Origin of the sequence: Enterobacter cloacae complex sp. I2 (genome assembly GCF_014896205.1) — a bacterium.
GTDB lineage: Bacteria > Pseudomonadota > Gammaproteobacteria > Enterobacterales > Enterobacteriaceae > Enterobacter > Enterobacter quasihormaechei.
Genome location: NZ_JADBRA010000027.1, coordinates 25,498 through 41,291, shown reverse-complemented (window position 1 = coordinate 41,291; position 15,794 = coordinate 25,498). Strand labels below are relative to the sequence as shown.

General features: G+C 56.9%; 18 protein-coding genes. 11 read left to right on the top strand and 7 right to left on the bottom strand.

The annotated features are described in order from the left end of the window. Nucleotides 1-34 precede the first annotated feature (34 nt). The 6 genes from rpsO to mtr all read left to right on the top strand — a co-directional run bounded on the left by rpsO (nt 35) and on the right by mtr (nt 7,144). A complete protein-coding gene (rpsO, locus tag IM300_RS20365) occupies nt 35-304 on the top strand; it encodes a 30S ribosomal protein S15 (RefSeq protein ID WP_003861789.1) in 270 nt (89 codons plus the stop codon). 242 nt (nt 305-546) lie between these two features. Beyond that, a complete protein-coding gene (gene pnp / locus IM300_RS20360) occupies nt 547-2,685 on the top strand; it encodes a polyribonucleotide nucleotidyltransferase (protein ID WP_193038072.1) in 2,139 nt (712 codons plus the stop codon). 110 nt (nt 2,686-2,795) lie between these two features. Beyond that, on the top strand, nt 2,796-3,680 hold the full coding sequence (nlpI, locus tag IM300_RS20355) for a lipoprotein NlpI (protein ID WP_063451051.1): 885 nt from the start codon (nt 2,796-2,798) through the stop codon (nt 3,678-3,680). A 108-nt stretch (nt 3,681-3,788) separates the two neighbouring features. Continuing rightward, on the top strand, nt 3,789-3,869 hold the full coding sequence (yrbN, locus tag IM300_RS20350; protein WP_097397692.1) for a protein YrbN: 81 nt from the start codon (nt 3,789-3,791) through the stop codon (nt 3,867-3,869). Continuing rightward, nucleotides 3,862-5,757 carry a DEAD/DEAH family ATP-dependent RNA helicase gene (locus IM300_RS20345; RefSeq protein WP_063451052.1) on the top strand — a complete coding sequence of 632 codons (1,896 nt, stop codon included), beginning with the start codon at nt 3,862-3,864 and terminating at the stop codon, nt 5,755-5,757. The genes yrbN and IM300_RS20345 overlap by 8 nt, the downstream gene beginning before the upstream one ends. Before the next feature lie 142 nt (nt 5,758-5,899). Beyond that, nucleotides 5,900-7,144: a tryptophan permease gene (gene mtr / locus IM300_RS20340; protein ID WP_064909999.1), complete on the top strand. Its 1,245-nt coding sequence runs from the start codon at nt 5,900-5,902 to the stop codon at nt 7,142-7,144. Between the two features lie 84 nt (nt 7,145-7,228). Here the strand turns inward: mtr and IM300_RS20335 are convergent, their stop codons facing one another. The 3 genes from IM300_RS20335 to IM300_RS20325 form a co-directional block, all read right to left on the bottom strand. Then, nucleotides 7,229-8,236 carry an LLM class flavin-dependent oxidoreductase gene (locus IM300_RS20335; RefSeq protein WP_063867584.1) on the bottom strand — a complete coding sequence of 336 codons (1,008 nt, stop codon included), beginning with the start codon at nt 8,234-8,236 and terminating at the stop codon, nt 7,229-7,231. 78 nt (nt 8,237-8,314) lie between these two features. After that, nucleotides 8,315-9,193: a U32 family peptidase gene (locus IM300_RS20330; RefSeq protein WP_193038070.1), complete on the bottom strand. Its 879-nt coding sequence runs from the start codon at nt 9,191-9,193 to the stop codon at nt 8,315-8,317. Between the two features lie 7 nt (nt 9,194-9,200). Beyond that, entirely contained in the window at nt 9,201-10,196 is a 996-nt protein-coding gene (locus IM300_RS20325; RefSeq protein ID WP_193038068.1) for a peptidase U32 family protein, read from the bottom strand. 221 nt (nt 10,197-10,417) lie between these two features. Here IM300_RS20325 and IM300_RS20320 point away from each other — a divergent pair, with 221 nt between their 5' ends. Together IM300_RS20320 and IM300_RS20315 are read left to right on the top strand one after the other, a co-directional pair. Beyond that, complete coding sequence (locus IM300_RS20320; RefSeq protein ID WP_063867586.1) at nt 10,418-10,942, top strand: SCP2 domain-containing protein; 525 nt, start codon at nt 10,418-10,420, stop codon at nt 10,940-10,942. Beyond that, nucleotides 10,936-11,439, top strand: a complete 504-nt coding sequence (locus IM300_RS20315) for a GNAT family N-acetyltransferase (protein ID WP_063867587.1) — start codon at nt 10,936-10,938, stop codon at nt 11,437-11,439. Before IM300_RS20320 ends, IM300_RS20315 begins: the two co-directional genes overlap by 7 nt. On the opposite strand, the gene IM300_RS20310 is transcribed toward IM300_RS20315, so the two are convergent. After that, nucleotides 11,426-11,755 carry a GIY-YIG nuclease family protein gene (locus IM300_RS20310; RefSeq protein ID WP_063451059.1) on the bottom strand — a complete coding sequence of 110 codons (330 nt, stop codon included), beginning with the start codon at nt 11,753-11,755 and terminating at the stop codon, nt 11,426-11,428. The two genes, IM300_RS20315 and IM300_RS20310, sit on opposite strands and share 14 nt — an antisense overlap. A gap of 14 nt (nt 11,756-11,769) precedes the next feature. On the opposite strand from IM300_RS20310, the gene IM300_RS20305 reads away from it, so the two are divergent. Further along, entirely contained in the window at nt 11,770-12,204 is a 435-nt protein-coding gene (locus IM300_RS20305) for a YhbP family protein (protein ID WP_064909989.1), read from the top strand. Here IM300_RS20305 and IM300_RS20300 read toward each other — a convergent pair. Next, complete coding sequence (locus IM300_RS20300) at nt 12,184-12,702, bottom strand: type 1 glutamine amidotransferase domain-containing protein (RefSeq protein ID WP_028014537.1); 519 nt, start codon at nt 12,700-12,702, stop codon at nt 12,184-12,186. The two genes, IM300_RS20305 and IM300_RS20300, sit on opposite strands and share 21 nt — an antisense overlap. A 128-nt stretch (nt 12,703-12,830) precedes the next feature. Between IM300_RS20300 and IM300_RS20295 the strand changes: the two genes are divergently transcribed. Both IM300_RS20295 and IM300_RS20290 read left to right on the top strand, forming a co-directional pair. Next, complete coding sequence (locus IM300_RS20295; protein ID WP_193038066.1) at nt 12,831-13,475, top strand: NAD(P)H-binding protein; 645 nt, start codon at nt 12,831-12,833, stop codon at nt 13,473-13,475. 40 nt (nt 13,476-13,515) lie between these two features. Further along, complete coding sequence (locus IM300_RS20290; protein WP_063451062.1) at nt 13,516-14,553, top strand: permease; 1,038 nt, start codon at nt 13,516-13,518, stop codon at nt 14,551-14,553. A 50-nt stretch (nt 14,554-14,603) separates the two neighbouring features. Here IM300_RS20290 and dolP read toward each other — a convergent pair whose 3' ends face one another. Then, nucleotides 14,604-15,179 (bottom strand): division/outer membrane stress-associated lipid-binding lipoprotein, encoded by a 576-nt coding sequence (gene dolP / locus IM300_RS20285; protein ID WP_006812102.1) that lies wholly within the window; start codon nt 15,177-15,179, stop codon nt 14,604-14,606. Between the two features lie 9 nt (nt 15,180-15,188). Then, complete coding sequence (gene diaA / locus IM300_RS20280; RefSeq protein WP_193038064.1) at nt 15,189-15,779, bottom strand: DnaA initiator-associating protein DiaA; 591 nt, start codon at nt 15,777-15,779, stop codon at nt 15,189-15,191. Between the last annotated feature and the right edge of the window lie 15 nt (nt 15,780-15,794).

Here is a 15,794-nt window from a genome sequence, read left to right as displayed (position 1 = left end):
CATCCTTACATTCTTTATACTTTGGAGTTTGAAAATGTCTCTAAGCGTTGAAGCTAAAGCTAAAATCGTTTCTGAGTTTGGTCGTGGTACTAACGACAGCGGTTCTACCGAAGTTCAGGTTGCACTGCTGACTGCACAGATTAACCACCTGCAAGGTCACTTTGCAGAGCACAAAAAAGATCACCACAGCCGTCGTGGTCTGCTGCGCATGGTTTCTCAGCGTCGTAAACTGCTCGACTACCTGAAGCGTAAAGATGTTGCACGCTACACCGCGCTGATCGAGCGTCTGGGTCTGCGTCGCTAATTCTTGCGAGTTTCAGAAAAGGGGGCCTGATGGCCCCTTTTTTCAACCAGACGGCAGCAATTCAATGGAAACTATTGTATTGTTGCTATAAATGATCTTCATTGCAGAGGTTCGCGCGGCTAATGAGAGGCTTCACCCAGGGGGGTGTCGGTTGTCATTAGTCGCGAGGATGCGAAGAAGGTCGGGTTAAATCGTCAACACACCAGAGGTGTGCTGACAATCATTTGAGAAAGGACAGAATTTTGCTGAATCCGATCGTACGTAAATTCCAGTATGGCCAACATACCGTCACGCTGGAAACCGGCATGATGGCGCGTCAGGCGACTGCTGCCGTTATGGTAAGCATGGATGACACCGCGGTATTCGTTACCGTAGTTGGCCAGAAAAAAGCTAAACCAGGTCAGGACTTCTTCCCGCTGACCGTTAACTACCAGGAGCGTACCTACGCTGCCGGTAAAATCCCGGGTGGCTTCTTCCGTCGTGAAGGCCGTCCAAGCGAAGGCGAAACCCTGATTGCGCGTCTGATCGACCGCCCGGTTCGTCCGCTGTTCCCGGAAGGTTTCGTTAACGAAGTGCAGGTTATCGCCACCGTTGTTTCCGTTAACCCACAGGTTAACCCAGACATCGTTGCGATGATCGGTGCCTCTGCGGCCCTGTCACTGTCTGGCATTCCATTCAATGGCCCAATCGGTGCCGCACGCGTCGGTTACATCAACGACCAGTACGTGCTGAACCCAACTCAGGAAGAGCTGAAAGAGAGTAAGCTGGACCTGGTTGTCGCCGGTACTGAAGCCGCGGTGCTGATGGTTGAATCCGAAGCTGAACTGCTGAGCGAAGACCAGATGCTGGGCGCCGTGGTGTTTGGCCACGAGCAGCAGCAGGTTGTTATCCAGAACATCAACGACCTGGTGAAAGAAGCCGGTAAACCACGTTGGGACTGGCAGCCAGAAGCGGTCAACGACGCGCTGAATGCACGCGTTGCGGCACTGGCAGAATCTCGTCTGAGCGATGCATACCGCATCACCGACAAACAGGAGCGTTACGCGCAGGTTGACGCGATCAAATCTGAAGTAACCGCGACTCTGGTTGCCGAAGACGAAACGCTGGACGCTAACGAAATTGGCGAAATCCTGCACGCTATCGAGAAAAACGTTGTTCGTAGCCGCGTACTGGCAGGCGAGCCGCGTATCGATGGCCGTGAAAAAGACATGATTCGTGGTCTGGACGTGCGCACTGGCGTACTGCCGCGTACTCACGGTTCTGCGCTGTTCACCCGTGGTGAAACGCAGGCGCTGGTTACCGCGACCCTGGGTACCGCACGTGACGCACAGATCATCGATGAACTGATGGGCGAGCGCACTGACAGCTTCCTGTTCCACTACAACTTCCCTCCATACTCTGTGGGCGAGACCGGTATGGTTGGCTCACCGAAGCGTCGTGAAATTGGTCACGGTCGTCTGGCGAAGCGCGGCGTGCTGGCAGTGATGCCAGAAGCAGACAAATTCCCGTACACCGTGCGCGTAGTGTCTGAAATCACCGAATCCAACGGTTCTTCTTCCATGGCTTCCGTGTGTGGTGCTTCTCTGGCGCTGATGGATGCAGGCGTGCCAATCAAAGCCGCTGTTGCGGGTATCGCAATGGGTCTGGTGAAAGAAGGCGACAACTTCGTTGTTCTGTCTGACATTCTGGGTGACGAAGACCACCTGGGCGATATGGACTTCAAAGTGGCGGGTTCCCGCGACGGTATCTCTGCCTTGCAGATGGATATCAAAATTGAAGGTATCACCAAAGAGATCATGCAGGTTGCTCTGAACCAGGCTAAAGGTGCGCGTCTGCACATCCTGGGCGTGATGGAACAGGCGATTAACGCGCCGCGTGGCGACATTTCTCAGTTCGCTCCACGTATCCACACCATCAAGATCAATCCAGACAAGATCAAAGACGTTATCGGTAAGGGCGGTTCTGTTATCCGCGCGCTGACCGAAGAGACCGGCACCACCATCGAAATCGAAGATGACGGTACTGTGAAGATCGCAGCAACCGACGGCGAGAAAGCGAAATTCGCTATCCGTCGCATCGAAGAGATCACCGCAGAAATCGAAGTGGGCCGTATCTATGCAGGTAAAGTGACCCGTATCGTTGACTTTGGTGCATTCGTTGCCATCGGCGGCGGTAAAGAAGGTCTGGTTCACATCTCTCAGATCGCTGACAAGCGCGTTGAGAAAGTGACCGACTACCTGCAAATGGGTCAGGAAGTACCGGTGAAAGTTCTGGAAGTTGACCGCCAGGGCCGTATCCGTCTGAGCATTAAAGAAGCAACCGAGCAGTCTCAGCCTGCTGCGGCGCCGGAAGCTCCGGCTGCTGAACAGCAAGGCGAGTAAGGTTGCCCTTTGCCCTCCGCGCTGGCGGAGGGCTTATTATCAGGCAGGACGCCTTGTTAAGCCGCCGGGGGACAGGACGTTCATCCAATAGTTGTCTTCGGGAGTGGGAAATGAAGCCTTTTTTGCGCTGGTGTTTCGTTGCGACAGCTTTAACGCTGGCAGGATGCAGCAACTCTGCCTGGCGTAAGAGCGAAGTCCTCGCAGTGCCATTGCAACCGACTTTGCAGCAGGAAGTGATTCTGGCACGCATGGAACAAATACTTGCCAGTCGGGCTTTAACCGATGACGAACGCGCACAGCTTTTATATGAGCGCGGAGTGTTGTATGATAGTCTCGGTCTGAGGGCACTGGCGCGAAATGATTTTTCACAAGCGCTGGCGATTCGACCTGATATGCCTGAAGTATTCAACTACTTAGGCATTTATTTAACGCAGGCAGGCAATTTTGATGCTGCCTATGAAGCGTTTGATTCTGTACTTGAGCTTGATCCAACTTACAACTACGCGCACTTGAATCGCGGTATCGCATTGTATTACGGCGGTCGTGATAAGTTAGCGCAAGATGATCTGCTGGCGTTTTATCAAGACGATCCTAATGATCCTTTCCGCAGCCTGTGGCTTTACATCGTTGAGCAGAAGCTTGATGAGAAGCAGGCCAAAGAAGCACTACAACAGCGCTTCGAGAAATCGGATAAGGAACAGTGGGGATGGAACATTGTCGAGTTCTACCTGGGCAACATTAGCGAAGCAACGCTGATGGAACGCCTCAAGGCGGACGCAACGGATAACACCTCGCTCGCTGAGCATCTCAGTGAAACCAACTTCTATTTAGGTAAGTACTACCTAAGTCTGGGGGATATGGACAGCGCTACGGCACTGTTCAAATTAGCGGTTGCTAACAACGTACATAACTTCGTTGAGCACCGTTATGCATTGTTGGAATTATCGCTCTTGGGCCAGGAGCAAGACGACCTGGCAGAATCGGACCAGCAATAGCTGACGACATAAACATCAGCCCGTAATCTTTTTGATTGCCATCACCTTCACTGGTGAGGGCGTTGTTGTTCGTCAATACACCTAATTTGAGCCGGTTCACACTTTTCAATGAAAATTGCTAATCATTTTCACGATGAGCTAAGTAGACTGGCCGCCATTAATATCGAGGCACTTGTACTACATGGCTGAATTCGAAACCACTTTTGCAGATCTGGGCCTGAAGGCTCCTATCCTTGAAGCCCTTAACGATCTGGGTTACGAAAAACCATCTCCGATCCAGGCTGAGTGTATCCCACACCTGCTTTCTGGTCGTGACGTGCTGGGCATGGCCCAGACTGGTAGCGGTAAAACCGCAGCATTCTCGCTGCCGCTGCTGAACAACATTGATCCGGACCTGCGTGCACCGCAGATCCTCGTCCTGGCTCCAACCCGTGAACTGGCTGTTCAGGTTGCTGAAGCAATGACGGAATTCTCTAAACATATGCGCGGCGTAAACGTGGTAGCCCTGTACGGCGGCCAGCGTTATGACGTGCAGTTACGCGCCCTGCGCCAGGGCCCACAGATCGTTGTCGGTACGCCGGGCCGTCTGCTGGATCACCTGAAGCGCGGTACGCTGGACCTCTCTAAGCTGAGCGGTCTGGTACTGGATGAAGCCGATGAAATGCTGCGTATGGGCTTCATCGAAGACGTAGAAACCATCATGGCGCAGATCCCGGAAGGTCATCAGACCGCTCTGTTCTCTGCAACCATGCCAGAAGCGATCCGTCGCATTACCCGCCGCTTCATGAAAGAGCCGCAGGAAGTACGCATTCAGTCCAGCGTGACCACTCGCCCGGACATCAGCCAGAGCTACTGGTCTGTATACGGCATGCGCAAAAACGAAGCGCTGGTGCGTTTCCTGGAAGCGGAAGATTTTGATGCGGCGATTATCTTCGTGCGTACCAAAAACGCGACCCTGGAAGTGGCTGAAGCCCTGGAGCGTAGCGGCTACAACAGCGCCGCGCTGAACGGCGACATGAACCAGGCCCTGCGCGAGCAGACCCTGGAGCGTCTGAAAGACGGTCGTCTGGATATCCTGATTGCAACCGACGTGGCAGCACGTGGTCTGGACGTTGAGCGTATCAGCCTGGTTGTAAACTACGATATCCCAATGGACTCCGAGTCTTACGTTCACCGCATCGGTCGTACCGGTCGTGCGGGTCGTGCAGGCCGTGCGCTGCTGTTCGTTGAGAACCGCGAGCGTCGTCTGCTGCGTAACATCGAACGCACCATGAAGCTGACCATTCCAGAAGCTGAGCTGCCAAACGCAGAACTGCTGGGCAAACGCCGCCTGGAAAAATTCGCCGCCAAAGTACAGCAGCAGCTGGAAAGCAGCGATCTGGATCAGTACCGTGCGCTGCTGTCGCAGATCCAGCCTGTCGCTGAAGGCGAAGAGCTGGATATGGAAACCCTGGCCGCAGCACTGCTGAAAATGGCGCAGGGCGAACGTAGCCTGATCGTGCCGCCAGATGCACCGATGCGTCCTAAGCGTGAGTTCCGTGACCGTGACGATCGTTTCGAACGTCGTGGCGACCGTAACGACCGTGGTCCACGCGGCGACCGCCCAGAGCGTGGTGGTGAAGACCGTCCACGTCGCGAGCGTCGTGACGCTGGCGACATGGAACTGTATCGCATTGAAGTGGGCCGTGATGATGGTGTTGAAGTTCGTCACATCGTTGGCGCAATCGCGAACGAAGGCGACATCAGCAGCCGTTACATTGGTAACATCAAGCTGTTCGGTACCCACTCCACCATCGAGCTGCCAAAAGGCATGCCGGGCGAAGTACTGCAACACTTTACTCGCACCCGTATCCTGAACAAGCCGATGAACATGCAGCTGCTGGGCGATGCACAGCCACGTCCTGACCGCGGCGGCGAACGTCGCGGCGGTGGTCGCGGTTTCGGTGGCGAGCGTCGTGAAGGCGGTCGCAGCGAAGGTCGCGGTGGTGAAGGCCGTCGTTTCTCCGGCGAGCGCCGTGAGAACCGTGGTCCACGCCGTGAAGAAGGCGCCAGCCGTCGTCGTTTCGGTGACGCGTAAGCCTTTCGCTTCTGACGTAAAGTAAAATATACAGCCCCGATAGTTGCTATCGGGGCTTTTTTTATTCCTTTTGTACTCTTGTACTGGTACAGTGCAACACACTAACATGCAGAACCACATTTTTCACTGGAGAAAAGGCCGTATGGCAACACTAACCACCACCCAAACGTCACCTTCGCTGCTTGGCGGCGTGGTGATCATCGGCGGAACCATCATTGGTGCCGGGATGTTTTCCCTGCCTGTGGTCATGTCCGGTGCGTGGTTTTTCTGGTCGCTGGCGGCGCTGGTCTTCACCTGGTTCTGTATGCTCCATTCCGGGCTGATGATCCTTGAGGCCAACCTCAACTACCGCATCGGCTCCAGCTTTGACACCATCACCCGGGATCTGCTGGGCAAGGGCTGGAACCTGGTGAACGGCCTGTCCATCGCGTTTGTGCTCTACATTCTGACCTATGCGTACATTTCGGCGAGCGGGTCGATTTTGCATCACACCTTTTCGGAGATGTCGCTGAACGTTCCGGCGCGTCTGGCGGGGCTGTGCTTTGCGCTGGGCGTGGCGTTTATCGTCTGGATGAGCACCAAAGCGGTGAGCCGCATGACGGCGATCGTGCTGGGCGCCAAGGTCATCACCTTCTTCCTGACCTTCGGCAGCCTGCTGGGGCACGTCACGCCCGCCACGCTGTTTAACGTCGCGGAAGTGAACACCTCCTACACGCCGTATCTGCTGATGACCCTGCCGTTCTGTCTGGCGTCGTTCGGCTACCACGGCAACGTGCCGAGCCTGATGAAGTACTACGGCAAAGATCCGCGCACAATCGTGAAGTGCCTGATTTACGGCACGCTGCTGGCGCTGGGGCTGTACGTGATTTGGCTGCTGGGGACGATGGGCAACATCCCGCGTCCGGAATTTATCGGCATTGCGCAGAAGGGCGGTAATATCGACGTGCTGGTACAGGCGCTGAGCGGCGTACTGAACAGCCGCAGCCTGGATCTGCTGCTGGTGGTCTTCTCCAACTTTGCCGTGGCGAGCTCATTCCTCGGCGTGACGCTGGGCCTGTTTGACTACCTGGCGGATCTGTTTGGCTTTGATGATTCTGCTATGGGGCGCTTCAAAACCGCGCTGCTGACCTTCCTGCCACCGATTGTCGGCGGCCTGCTGTGGCCGAACGGTTTCCTGTATGCCATCGGCTATGCCGGACTGGCGGCCACCATCTGGGCGGCGATTGTGCCGGCGCTGCTGGCACGTAAATCACGTAAACGCTTCGGCAGCCCGAAATTCCGCGTCTGGGGCGGTAAACCGATGATTGCGCTGATCCTGGTCTTTGGGGTGGGTAACGCTGTGGTGCACGTGCTGTCGAGCTTTAACCTGTTGCCTGTGTACCAGTAAACACAAAGCCCGGTGGCGCTACGCTTACCGGGCCTACAGGGATGGCGTAGGCCGGATAAGGCGAAGCCGCCATCCGGCAAAAAACTACCCCACCAATTCTTCTTTCACCTGCATCGCCAGGTCAAACGAATGCAAACGCGCCTGGTGATCGAAAATCTGGCCGTTAACCATAATCTCATCCGCCTGCGTTTCACGAAGCACTGCTTCCAGCCCGTGACGCACTTTTGCCTTATCACCCACCAGCGACATGCTCAGCGCCTGCTGCACGCCATACTGCTCGGAGGCCGACCACAGCTGATGCATATTTTCCACCGGAGGCGGCAACTGGCCCGTCTCGCCGCGGCGCAGCTTCACAAACGCCTGCTGCATAGAGGTAAACAGAAATTCCGCGTCGCGATTGCTGTCGGCGGCAACGATATTGATACACACCATCGCGTACGGCTTCTCCAGACGTTCAGACGGTTTGAAATTCGTGCGGTAGAGATGTAGCGCCTGATGCAGCATATCCGGTGCGAAGTGGGAAGCGAAGGCGAACGGTAGCCCCAGCTGGGCGGCGAGCTGCGCGCTGTACAGGCTTGAACCTAACAGCCACACGGGGATCTTTTCCCCGTAGCCCGGCACCGGACGCACGTGCGGGTTCGGATCCCGTGCGTCGAACCAGTCCACCAGCTCTGCCACGTCGCGCGGGAAGTTATCGATATCGCCGCTCATGTGGCGACGCAGGGCGCGCATGGTTGGCTGGTCGCTGCCCGGTGCGCGGCCAAGGCCTAAATCAATACGGCCCGGATAGAGGGTGTTCAGCGTCCCAAATTGCTCGGCAATCACCAGCGGGGCGTGGTTCGGCAGCATTACGCCCCCGGAGCCAAGGTGCAGAGTGGTGGTATTCGCTGCCAGATAGCCAATCAGCACCGATGTAGCGGCGCTGGCGATGCCGACCATGTTGTGGTGCTCCGCCAGCCAGTAGCGGTGATAGCCCCGCTTTTCGGCCAGCTGAGCGAGATCGAGAGAGTGCGTGAAGGCTTCTCTTGCCGAGGAGCCTTGTGGGATCGGCGCCAGATCCAGCACCGAAAACGGAAGGGTTTTATCAGTCATAACAGCTCACTTTGTCGACGGTGAATCTTTAATACTGCATTAAAGTTTACTAACCGTTGTTAACAAAGTGAGCCTTTTTTACGCCTGAAGCTCCAGACCGGCGAGGCGTTTCCAGTAGCCATTACAGTCGCTGTTTGCCACAAGCGGCAGCGGCGACGCGCCGTTTTCATTGGCGCGGAAGGCGTCCAGCATCGCGAACACGCCGGTATCGAGCGGCGAAAGGCGTACCACGTCCACCAGTCCGTCCATCGACGCCAGCTCGTTGCCGAGGTTATAGACGTAACCGCTCATGGTCTGAATGCCGTTCAGAACAAACACCTGCTGGTTCTCCTGCGACAGCATGCTGCGCCCGTTCGGATACTTAATACAGCAGGTTTCGCATTCGTCTTTTGGACGATCTTCCGAGCGCGCAGTGAAGCAGCGGGCAGAGTAGGCCAGAGGCAGGTGGCCGTAGCTCAGCACTTCCACTTCAAACTTGTTGCGAATGTCCAGTTCTTCACACTGAGTGAGCAGGTTGGCCAGCCAGTCGCGGGAGAGCTCCACCGGCATACACCAGCGGGTCATTCCCTGTTTAAGCAGCAGGCGCAGGGTCACCGCGTTATAGCAGTTCAGCGCATGCCCGGCGACAAACGGCAACTTACGTTCGGCGCACATGTTCACCACGCCCAGGTCGCTCGCCTCCAGCAGAAACTCGCCGTTTTCAACGTAGCGTTTCAGCTCGCCCAGTTCAGAGGACGCCTGTACCAACGCCAGCGTCGAGAGCACCACCTGCTTACCGCTGCCGGCGAGGCTTTTCGCCATCTCCAGCCAGTCGCCCACTTTGGTGGCGCGGCGCTTGCTGCACACCGCTTCACCAAGGTAAATCACATCGGCGCTGCTGTTAGCCGCCTGCTGGTAAAAATCTTCCAGCGTCTCTTTTGGCCAGTAGTAAAGTACCGGCCCTAATGAATATTTCATGGATATCTCACTGCCATTTACGGTGATACGCGCCAAGCGTGGTTTGCGTGCCTTCGGACATTGCGCCGAGCGTCTCCATCCAGGCCGCCTGGGGTGCGTAGTTCTGCGGGTCTGCCATGCAGCGGTCGATGGCCTGACGCCACACCTTCGCCACCTGGCTCACGTAGGCCGGGCTACGCTGGCGGCCTTCGATTTTCACCGAGGCAATATTGGCGGCCAGCAGTTCCGGCAGCAGCTCCAGCGTGTTGAGGCTGGTGGGCTCCTCCAGCGCGTGGTAGCGTTCGCCGTTCACCAGATAGCGGCCTTTGCACAGCGTCGGGTAGCCCGCGTTTTCACCGTCCTGATAGCGGTCGATTAACACATCGTTCAGGCGCGACTCCAGACCCCGAGGCGTCTGCTGCCAGCGAACGAAGCGGGCAGGTGAGCAGGCGCCGACGGTATTAGGCGATTCCCCGGTGAGATAGGAAGAAAGATAGCAGCGGCCTTCCGCCATGATGCACAGGCTGCCGAAGGCAAAAACCTCCAGCGGTACTGGCGTGACGCGCGCCAGCTGCTTAACCTGATGAATAGAGAGCACGCGCGGCAGCACCACGCGGGCCACGTCAAAGTGTTGATGATAAAAACGCACGGCCTCTTCATTGGTGGCCGATGCCTGAACAGAGACGTGGCGCTCAATATGCGGATAGCGTTCTGCCGCATACTCAAGCATGGCGAGGTCGGCCAGGATCAGCGCGTCGGCGCCCAGCTGGGCTGCCATATCCACGGCACGCTGCCAGCGGGCATAGCCATCAGGATGGGCAAAGGTATTGATGGCGATGTGCAGCTTACGGCGGTGCTGGTGAACGAAGTTGACGGCTTCCTGAAGCTTTTTCTCCGTAAAGTTAAGACCCGCAAAATGGCGGGCGTTGGTATCATCCTTCAGCCCGATATAGACCGCATCGGCCCCATTTTCGATGGCCGCCTTAAGCGCCGGAAGGTTTCCGGCAGGGCAGAGCAGCTCCATAATTTATCCCGATGTTGTCGATCGCAGGGATCGTAAAAAATGTTAACGAGCTGGGATTTTAATTAACCCATACGCGACAATTTTTGATTTAAGGCAGCTAATGGCGTATTGATGGCACCAATAATGAGGTATACCGGACAACGGTTTGTTGATTTACGCCGCTATCTTCTTGCCGGGATATGGCAAAATAGCAGGATTATAGCTATCAGGGAGTAAAGCTCGTGCTGGATAAACTGCGTTCACGTCTCGTACAATTTGGCCCATCAATGCTGAGCGTGCCGGTCAAGCTGGCGCCATTCGCGCTTAAGCGCCAGGTGCTGGAACAGGTGCTGAGCTGGCAGTTCCGCCAGGCACTACAGGACGGCGAGCTGGAATTTCTGGAAGATCGCTGGCTAAAGATTGAAGTGCGCGATATCGGGTTGCGCTGGTTTACGTCCGTTGAGAACGATCGGCTGATCGTACGTGAGTCCGCCGAGGCGGATGTCAGCTTCAGCGCGGATGCCAGCGATCTGCTGATGATCGCCGCGCGCAAGCAGGATCCTGATACGCTCTTCTTCCAGCGTCGTCTGGTGATTGAAGGCGACACGGAGCTCGGTCTGTACGTGAAGAATTTAATGGATGCCATTGAGCTGGAGCAGATGCCGAAAGCGCTGCGTATGATGCTGATGCAAATGGCAGATTTCGTTGAGGCCGGGCTGAAAACCCCGCCCGACGGTAAACACACTTCAGTAGGTGAACCATGCTGATTCGAGTCGAAATTGGGATTGATGCACCGGGTATCGATACGTTGTTACGCCGCTCTTTTGCAGGCGACGCCGAAGCCCAGTTGGTACACGATCTCCGCGAAGATGGCCTGATTACGCTGGGTCTGGTTGCCACCGACGATGAGGGGCAGGTGGTCGGCTACGTGGCGTTCAGTCCGGTAATTGTGCAGGGCGAAGAGTTACAGTGGGTCGGCATGGCGCCGCTGGCGGTGGACGAAAACTACCGTGGTCAGGGTCTGGCGCGCCAGCTGGTCTATGAAGGGCTGGATTCACTGAATGAATTTGGCTATGCCGCCGTCGTCGTTCTGGGCGATCCGGCCTTCTACGAACGTTTAGGCTTTGAGCCTGCGGCTAAATACGATCTGCGCTGCCACTGGCCGGGCACGGAAACGTCGTTCCTTGTGCATCCTCTGGCGGACGATGCGCTGGACGGCGTGAACGGTCTGGTGGAATACCACGACCACTTCAATCGCTTTTAATCAGGCTCTCGCGCAGCGCCTCAAAAGAGCCGTCTCCGGTAACGAGGCGCTCTTTCTGGCGCTTCGTCAGCTGCTTAATGCGGTATTCCAGCCTGAGCGCGAGGGATCTCTCGCCGACAGGGGCTGAAAAAGCCAGCTGCAATTCCCCTTTCCCCCGCAGGGCTTTCGCCCCTTTTCCCGTTTGATGCTGCAAAAAACGCCGCGCCACGTCGGTAGTGATCCCGGTGTAGAGAGCGTTATCAGCGGTTCGGACAAGATAGAGAAACCAGCACACGGTAAACGGGTTCAGTATGTTAAGGTGAACGCACCATAGCATGAGAGAGAGCGAAAATGGAAACACTGGACGTCATTAACCGCTGGCTGGCAAAGCAGCACGTCGTGACCTGGTGCGTCTGTAAAGACGAGGAGATGTGGTGCGCGAACGCGTTCTATTACTACGATCCTGAGCGCGTGGCCTTTTACGTGATGAGCGAAGACAAAACGCGTCATGCCCGGATGACGGGCCAACAGGCGAAAGTGGCGGGCACGGTCAACGGCCAGCCCAAAACCGTCGCGCTGATCCGCGGGGTGCAGTTCAAAGGCGAAATTCGTCGCCTGGAAGGTGAAGAAAGCGACGCGCAGCGTAAACGCTACACGCGCCGCTTCCCGGTTGCCGCTGCGCTAAAAGCCCCGGTGTGGGAAATCCGCGTTGATGAGCTGAAATTTACCGACAACACCCTGGGCTTTGGCAAGAAGCTTCACTGGCTACGCGCCGAGCAGGCGTAGCGCTTCGCGGTTAAACGCCGGAAGATCGTCCGGCGTACGGCTGGTGATCAGCTGGTCATTGTCGTTCACCACTTCCTGATCGTAAAACTCGGCGCCGGCGTTTTTCAGATCGATAACGATAGGCTTCACCGCGGTGAGCTTACGCCCGCGCACCACCTCCGCGCTGATCAGCAGCTGCGGGCCGTGGCAGATGGCAAAGACCGGCTTGCCGGTGCCGACGAAGTCACGGGTAAAGGTGACGAAACGCTCGTCCCCGCGCAGGGAATCCGGTGAATGGCCGCCCGGTAACAGCAGGGCGTCGAAATCTGACGGGCTGACGTTATCGATGGACTCGTCGATGGTCACGCTGGCTTCGCCCTTGTGGCCCTTCACGGTTTTACCCGCTTCTTTCTCAATGGTGATGACCTCGTGGCCTGCCTTGCGGAATGCCTCTGCTGGCGACGTAAATTCTGAATCTTCAAACTCGTCGGTAATCAAGACTGCGATTTTCTTACCCATGCTTCCTCCGTTGTTTTCGCTTCAGACTGTTTTTTTCCCGTTTGTGGTAAATACTTACCGGTAACAGACTTTTAAGTGTGGTAGAGCAGGCCCAGATCGCAAACGGACAATTCTGTAAAGGGGATAAGATGAGTCAGGTACTGATTACCGGCGCAACCGGGCTGGTGGGTGGACATCTGCTGCGGCTGCTGATCCAGGACCGGCATATCAACTATATTGCCGCCCCGACGCGCCGCCCGCTGTTGGACATATCTGGCGTCTATAACCCGCACGATCCGCAGCTCACCGACGCGCTGGCGCAGGTGCAGGATCCCATTGATATTGCTTTTTGCTGCCTTGGCACCACCCGACGTGAAGCGGGCACAAAGGAAGCGTTCGTCCATGCGGATTACACGCTGGTGGTGGATACTGCCCTGACGGCAAAAAAGCTGGGTGCAAAGCATTTCCTCGTGGTCAGCGCCCACGGGGCTAACGCCGGCTCGCCGTTTTTCTACAACAAGGTGAAGGGCAAAATGGAAGAGGCGCTGATTGCGCAGAAGTGGGAGCGCCTGACGATTGTCCGGCCTTCCATGCTGATGGGCCACCGCGACGAACGGCGTTTTAACGAGTCATTTTTCGCGCCGCTGTTTCGCATTCTGCCGGGCAACTGGAAGTCTATCGAAGCGCGGGACGTTGCGCAGGCGATGCTGAAAGAGGCGCTGGCTCCGTCGCAGGAGAGGGTTAATATTATCCCTTCGGCAAAACTGCGTGAAATCGCGCAGGGCGAGGCGTAAACTTCCCCGGCTTATTAAATAACACCTTCCGGGGAATGGTATGACTGGTCAGTCTTCATCTCAGGCGGCAACACCCGTTCAGTGGTGGAAGCCCGCGCTTTTCTTTCTCGTGGTCATCATTGGCCTCTGGTATGTGAAATGGCAGCCGTACTACGGCAAAGCCTTCACCGCCGCCGACACCCACAGCATCGGTAAATCGATCCTCGCGCAGGCCGATTCCAGCCCGCTACGCGCGGCGTGGGATTACGCAATGGTCTATTTTCTTGCCGTCTGGAAAGCGGCGGTATTGGGCGTGCTGCTGGGCTCGTTGATTCAGGTACTCATCCCGCGCAACTGGCTGGTGAAAACCTTAGGACAGCCGCGCTTGCAGGGCACGCTGCTGGGAACGATTTTCTCCCTGCCGGGCATGATGTGCTCCTGCTGTGCTGCACCCGTGACGGCGGGTATGCGCCGTCAGCGTGTGTCGATGGGCGGCGCGCTTGCCTTCTGGATGGGTAACCCCTTGCTGAACCCGGCGACGCTGGTGTTTATGGGCTTCGTTCTCGGCTGGCACTTCGCGTTTATCCGCCTGGCGGCTGGCCTGCTGACGGTGGTGCTTGTCGCTACGCTGGTGCAGCACCTGGTGAAAGACAACGAGGCCGGGCCTTCTTCCGTTGAGCTGGACGTCAGCGAGCCGCAGGGCAATTTTTTTGCTCGCTGGGGCAAAGCGCTGTGGCAGCTTTTCTGGAGCACTATCCCGGTCTATATCCTGGCCGTGCTGGTGCTGGGAGCGGCGCGCGTCTGGCTGTTCCCGCATGCGGATGGCGCTATCGACAACACGCTGATGTGGGTGATTGCGATGGCGGTGGCCGGGTGCCTGTTCGTGATCCCCACCGCGGCGGAAATCCCGATCATTCAGACCATGATGATGGCCGGCATGGGAACCGCCCCGGCGCTGGCGCTGCTCATCACGCTGCCGGCGGTGAGCCTGCCGTCGCTTATCATGCTGCGTAAGTCATTCCCGGCAAAAGCGCTGTGGCTGACGGCGGGGCTGGTGGCGTTAAGCGGCGTGATTGTGGGGAGTATGGCGCTTGTGTGAAAGAAAGCCCGGTGGCGCTAGCGCTTACCGGGCTTACTGCCAGGTGAGAATTACTTGATGTAGGTAAAGGCGGTGGTGACGTGCTTCACGCCGCTCACCCGGCTGGCGATATCCGCCGCCGCTTTCCCTTCACGTTCCGTCACCAGACCCAGCAGGAACACTTCGCCGTTCTCCGTGGTCACCTTCACGTTTGAGGATTTCACCTGGTCAGTACCCAACAGCTGGGAACGCACCTTGGTGGTGATCCAGGTATCAGATGACGCGGTGCCGAGACCAATCGGCTGGCCCTGGCGGATCTCGTTAAACACTTCCGCCGTGCCTTCTACGCCCATCGCGATCTGTTTGGCGCGGGAGGCGAGTTCAGGGTTTGGCGCCTGTCCTGCCAGCAGCACTTTGCCCTGATAGGCCGTCACGTTGATGCGTGCTTCCTTCTTGATCTGTTCATCTTTCGACAGCGCACTGTTCACGCGCAGCTCAAGCGTACCGTCATCCACCTGCGTCCCAACGGTACGCGGATCGGTCGCTGCTTTGGTGCCGACCGCTGCGGTACCGACGACAGCGGCAGCGATGCATCCCTGAAGCAGTAATGCAGACATTACGACTGCAAGGGCCGATAAAACCTTCATGAGAACTCCTTAATCATCCTGGTGAGGGAAAAGCGTGTTATCGATCAGATCGCATAAGCAGTTCACCGTGAGCATGTGCATCTCCTGGATGCGGGCGCTACGGTGCGAAGGAATGCGGATCTCCACATCCTGCGGCCCCAGCAGGCCAGCCAGCTCACCGCCGTCGTAGCCGGTCAGGGCGACAATCGTCATGTCCCGGGTGACTGCCGCTTCAACCGCCTTAACGATATCCCGGCTGTTACCGCGCGTGGAGATTGCCAGCAGCACGTCTCCGGCGTGGCCTAAGGCGCGCACCTGCTTGGCGTAAATTTCGTCATGCAGACGATCGTTGGCAATCGCAGTTAAGACCACGTTATCGGTGTTTAGTGCAATGGCAGGTAAGCTTGGGCGCTCGGTTTCGAAGCGATTGATCATGCTGGCAGCAAAATGCTGTGCGTTGGCGGCGGACGTGCCATTGCCAAAACAGAGGATTTTGTTGCCGTTGAGCAGCGACTGAACCAGCGTCATCGCTGCACGAGAGATCGCGTCCGGAAGGGCTTCCGCCGCGGCAATCTGCGTTTGAATGCTTTCTGTGAAGCACACTTTAATTCGTTCGAGCACGGTATCCCTTTAAAA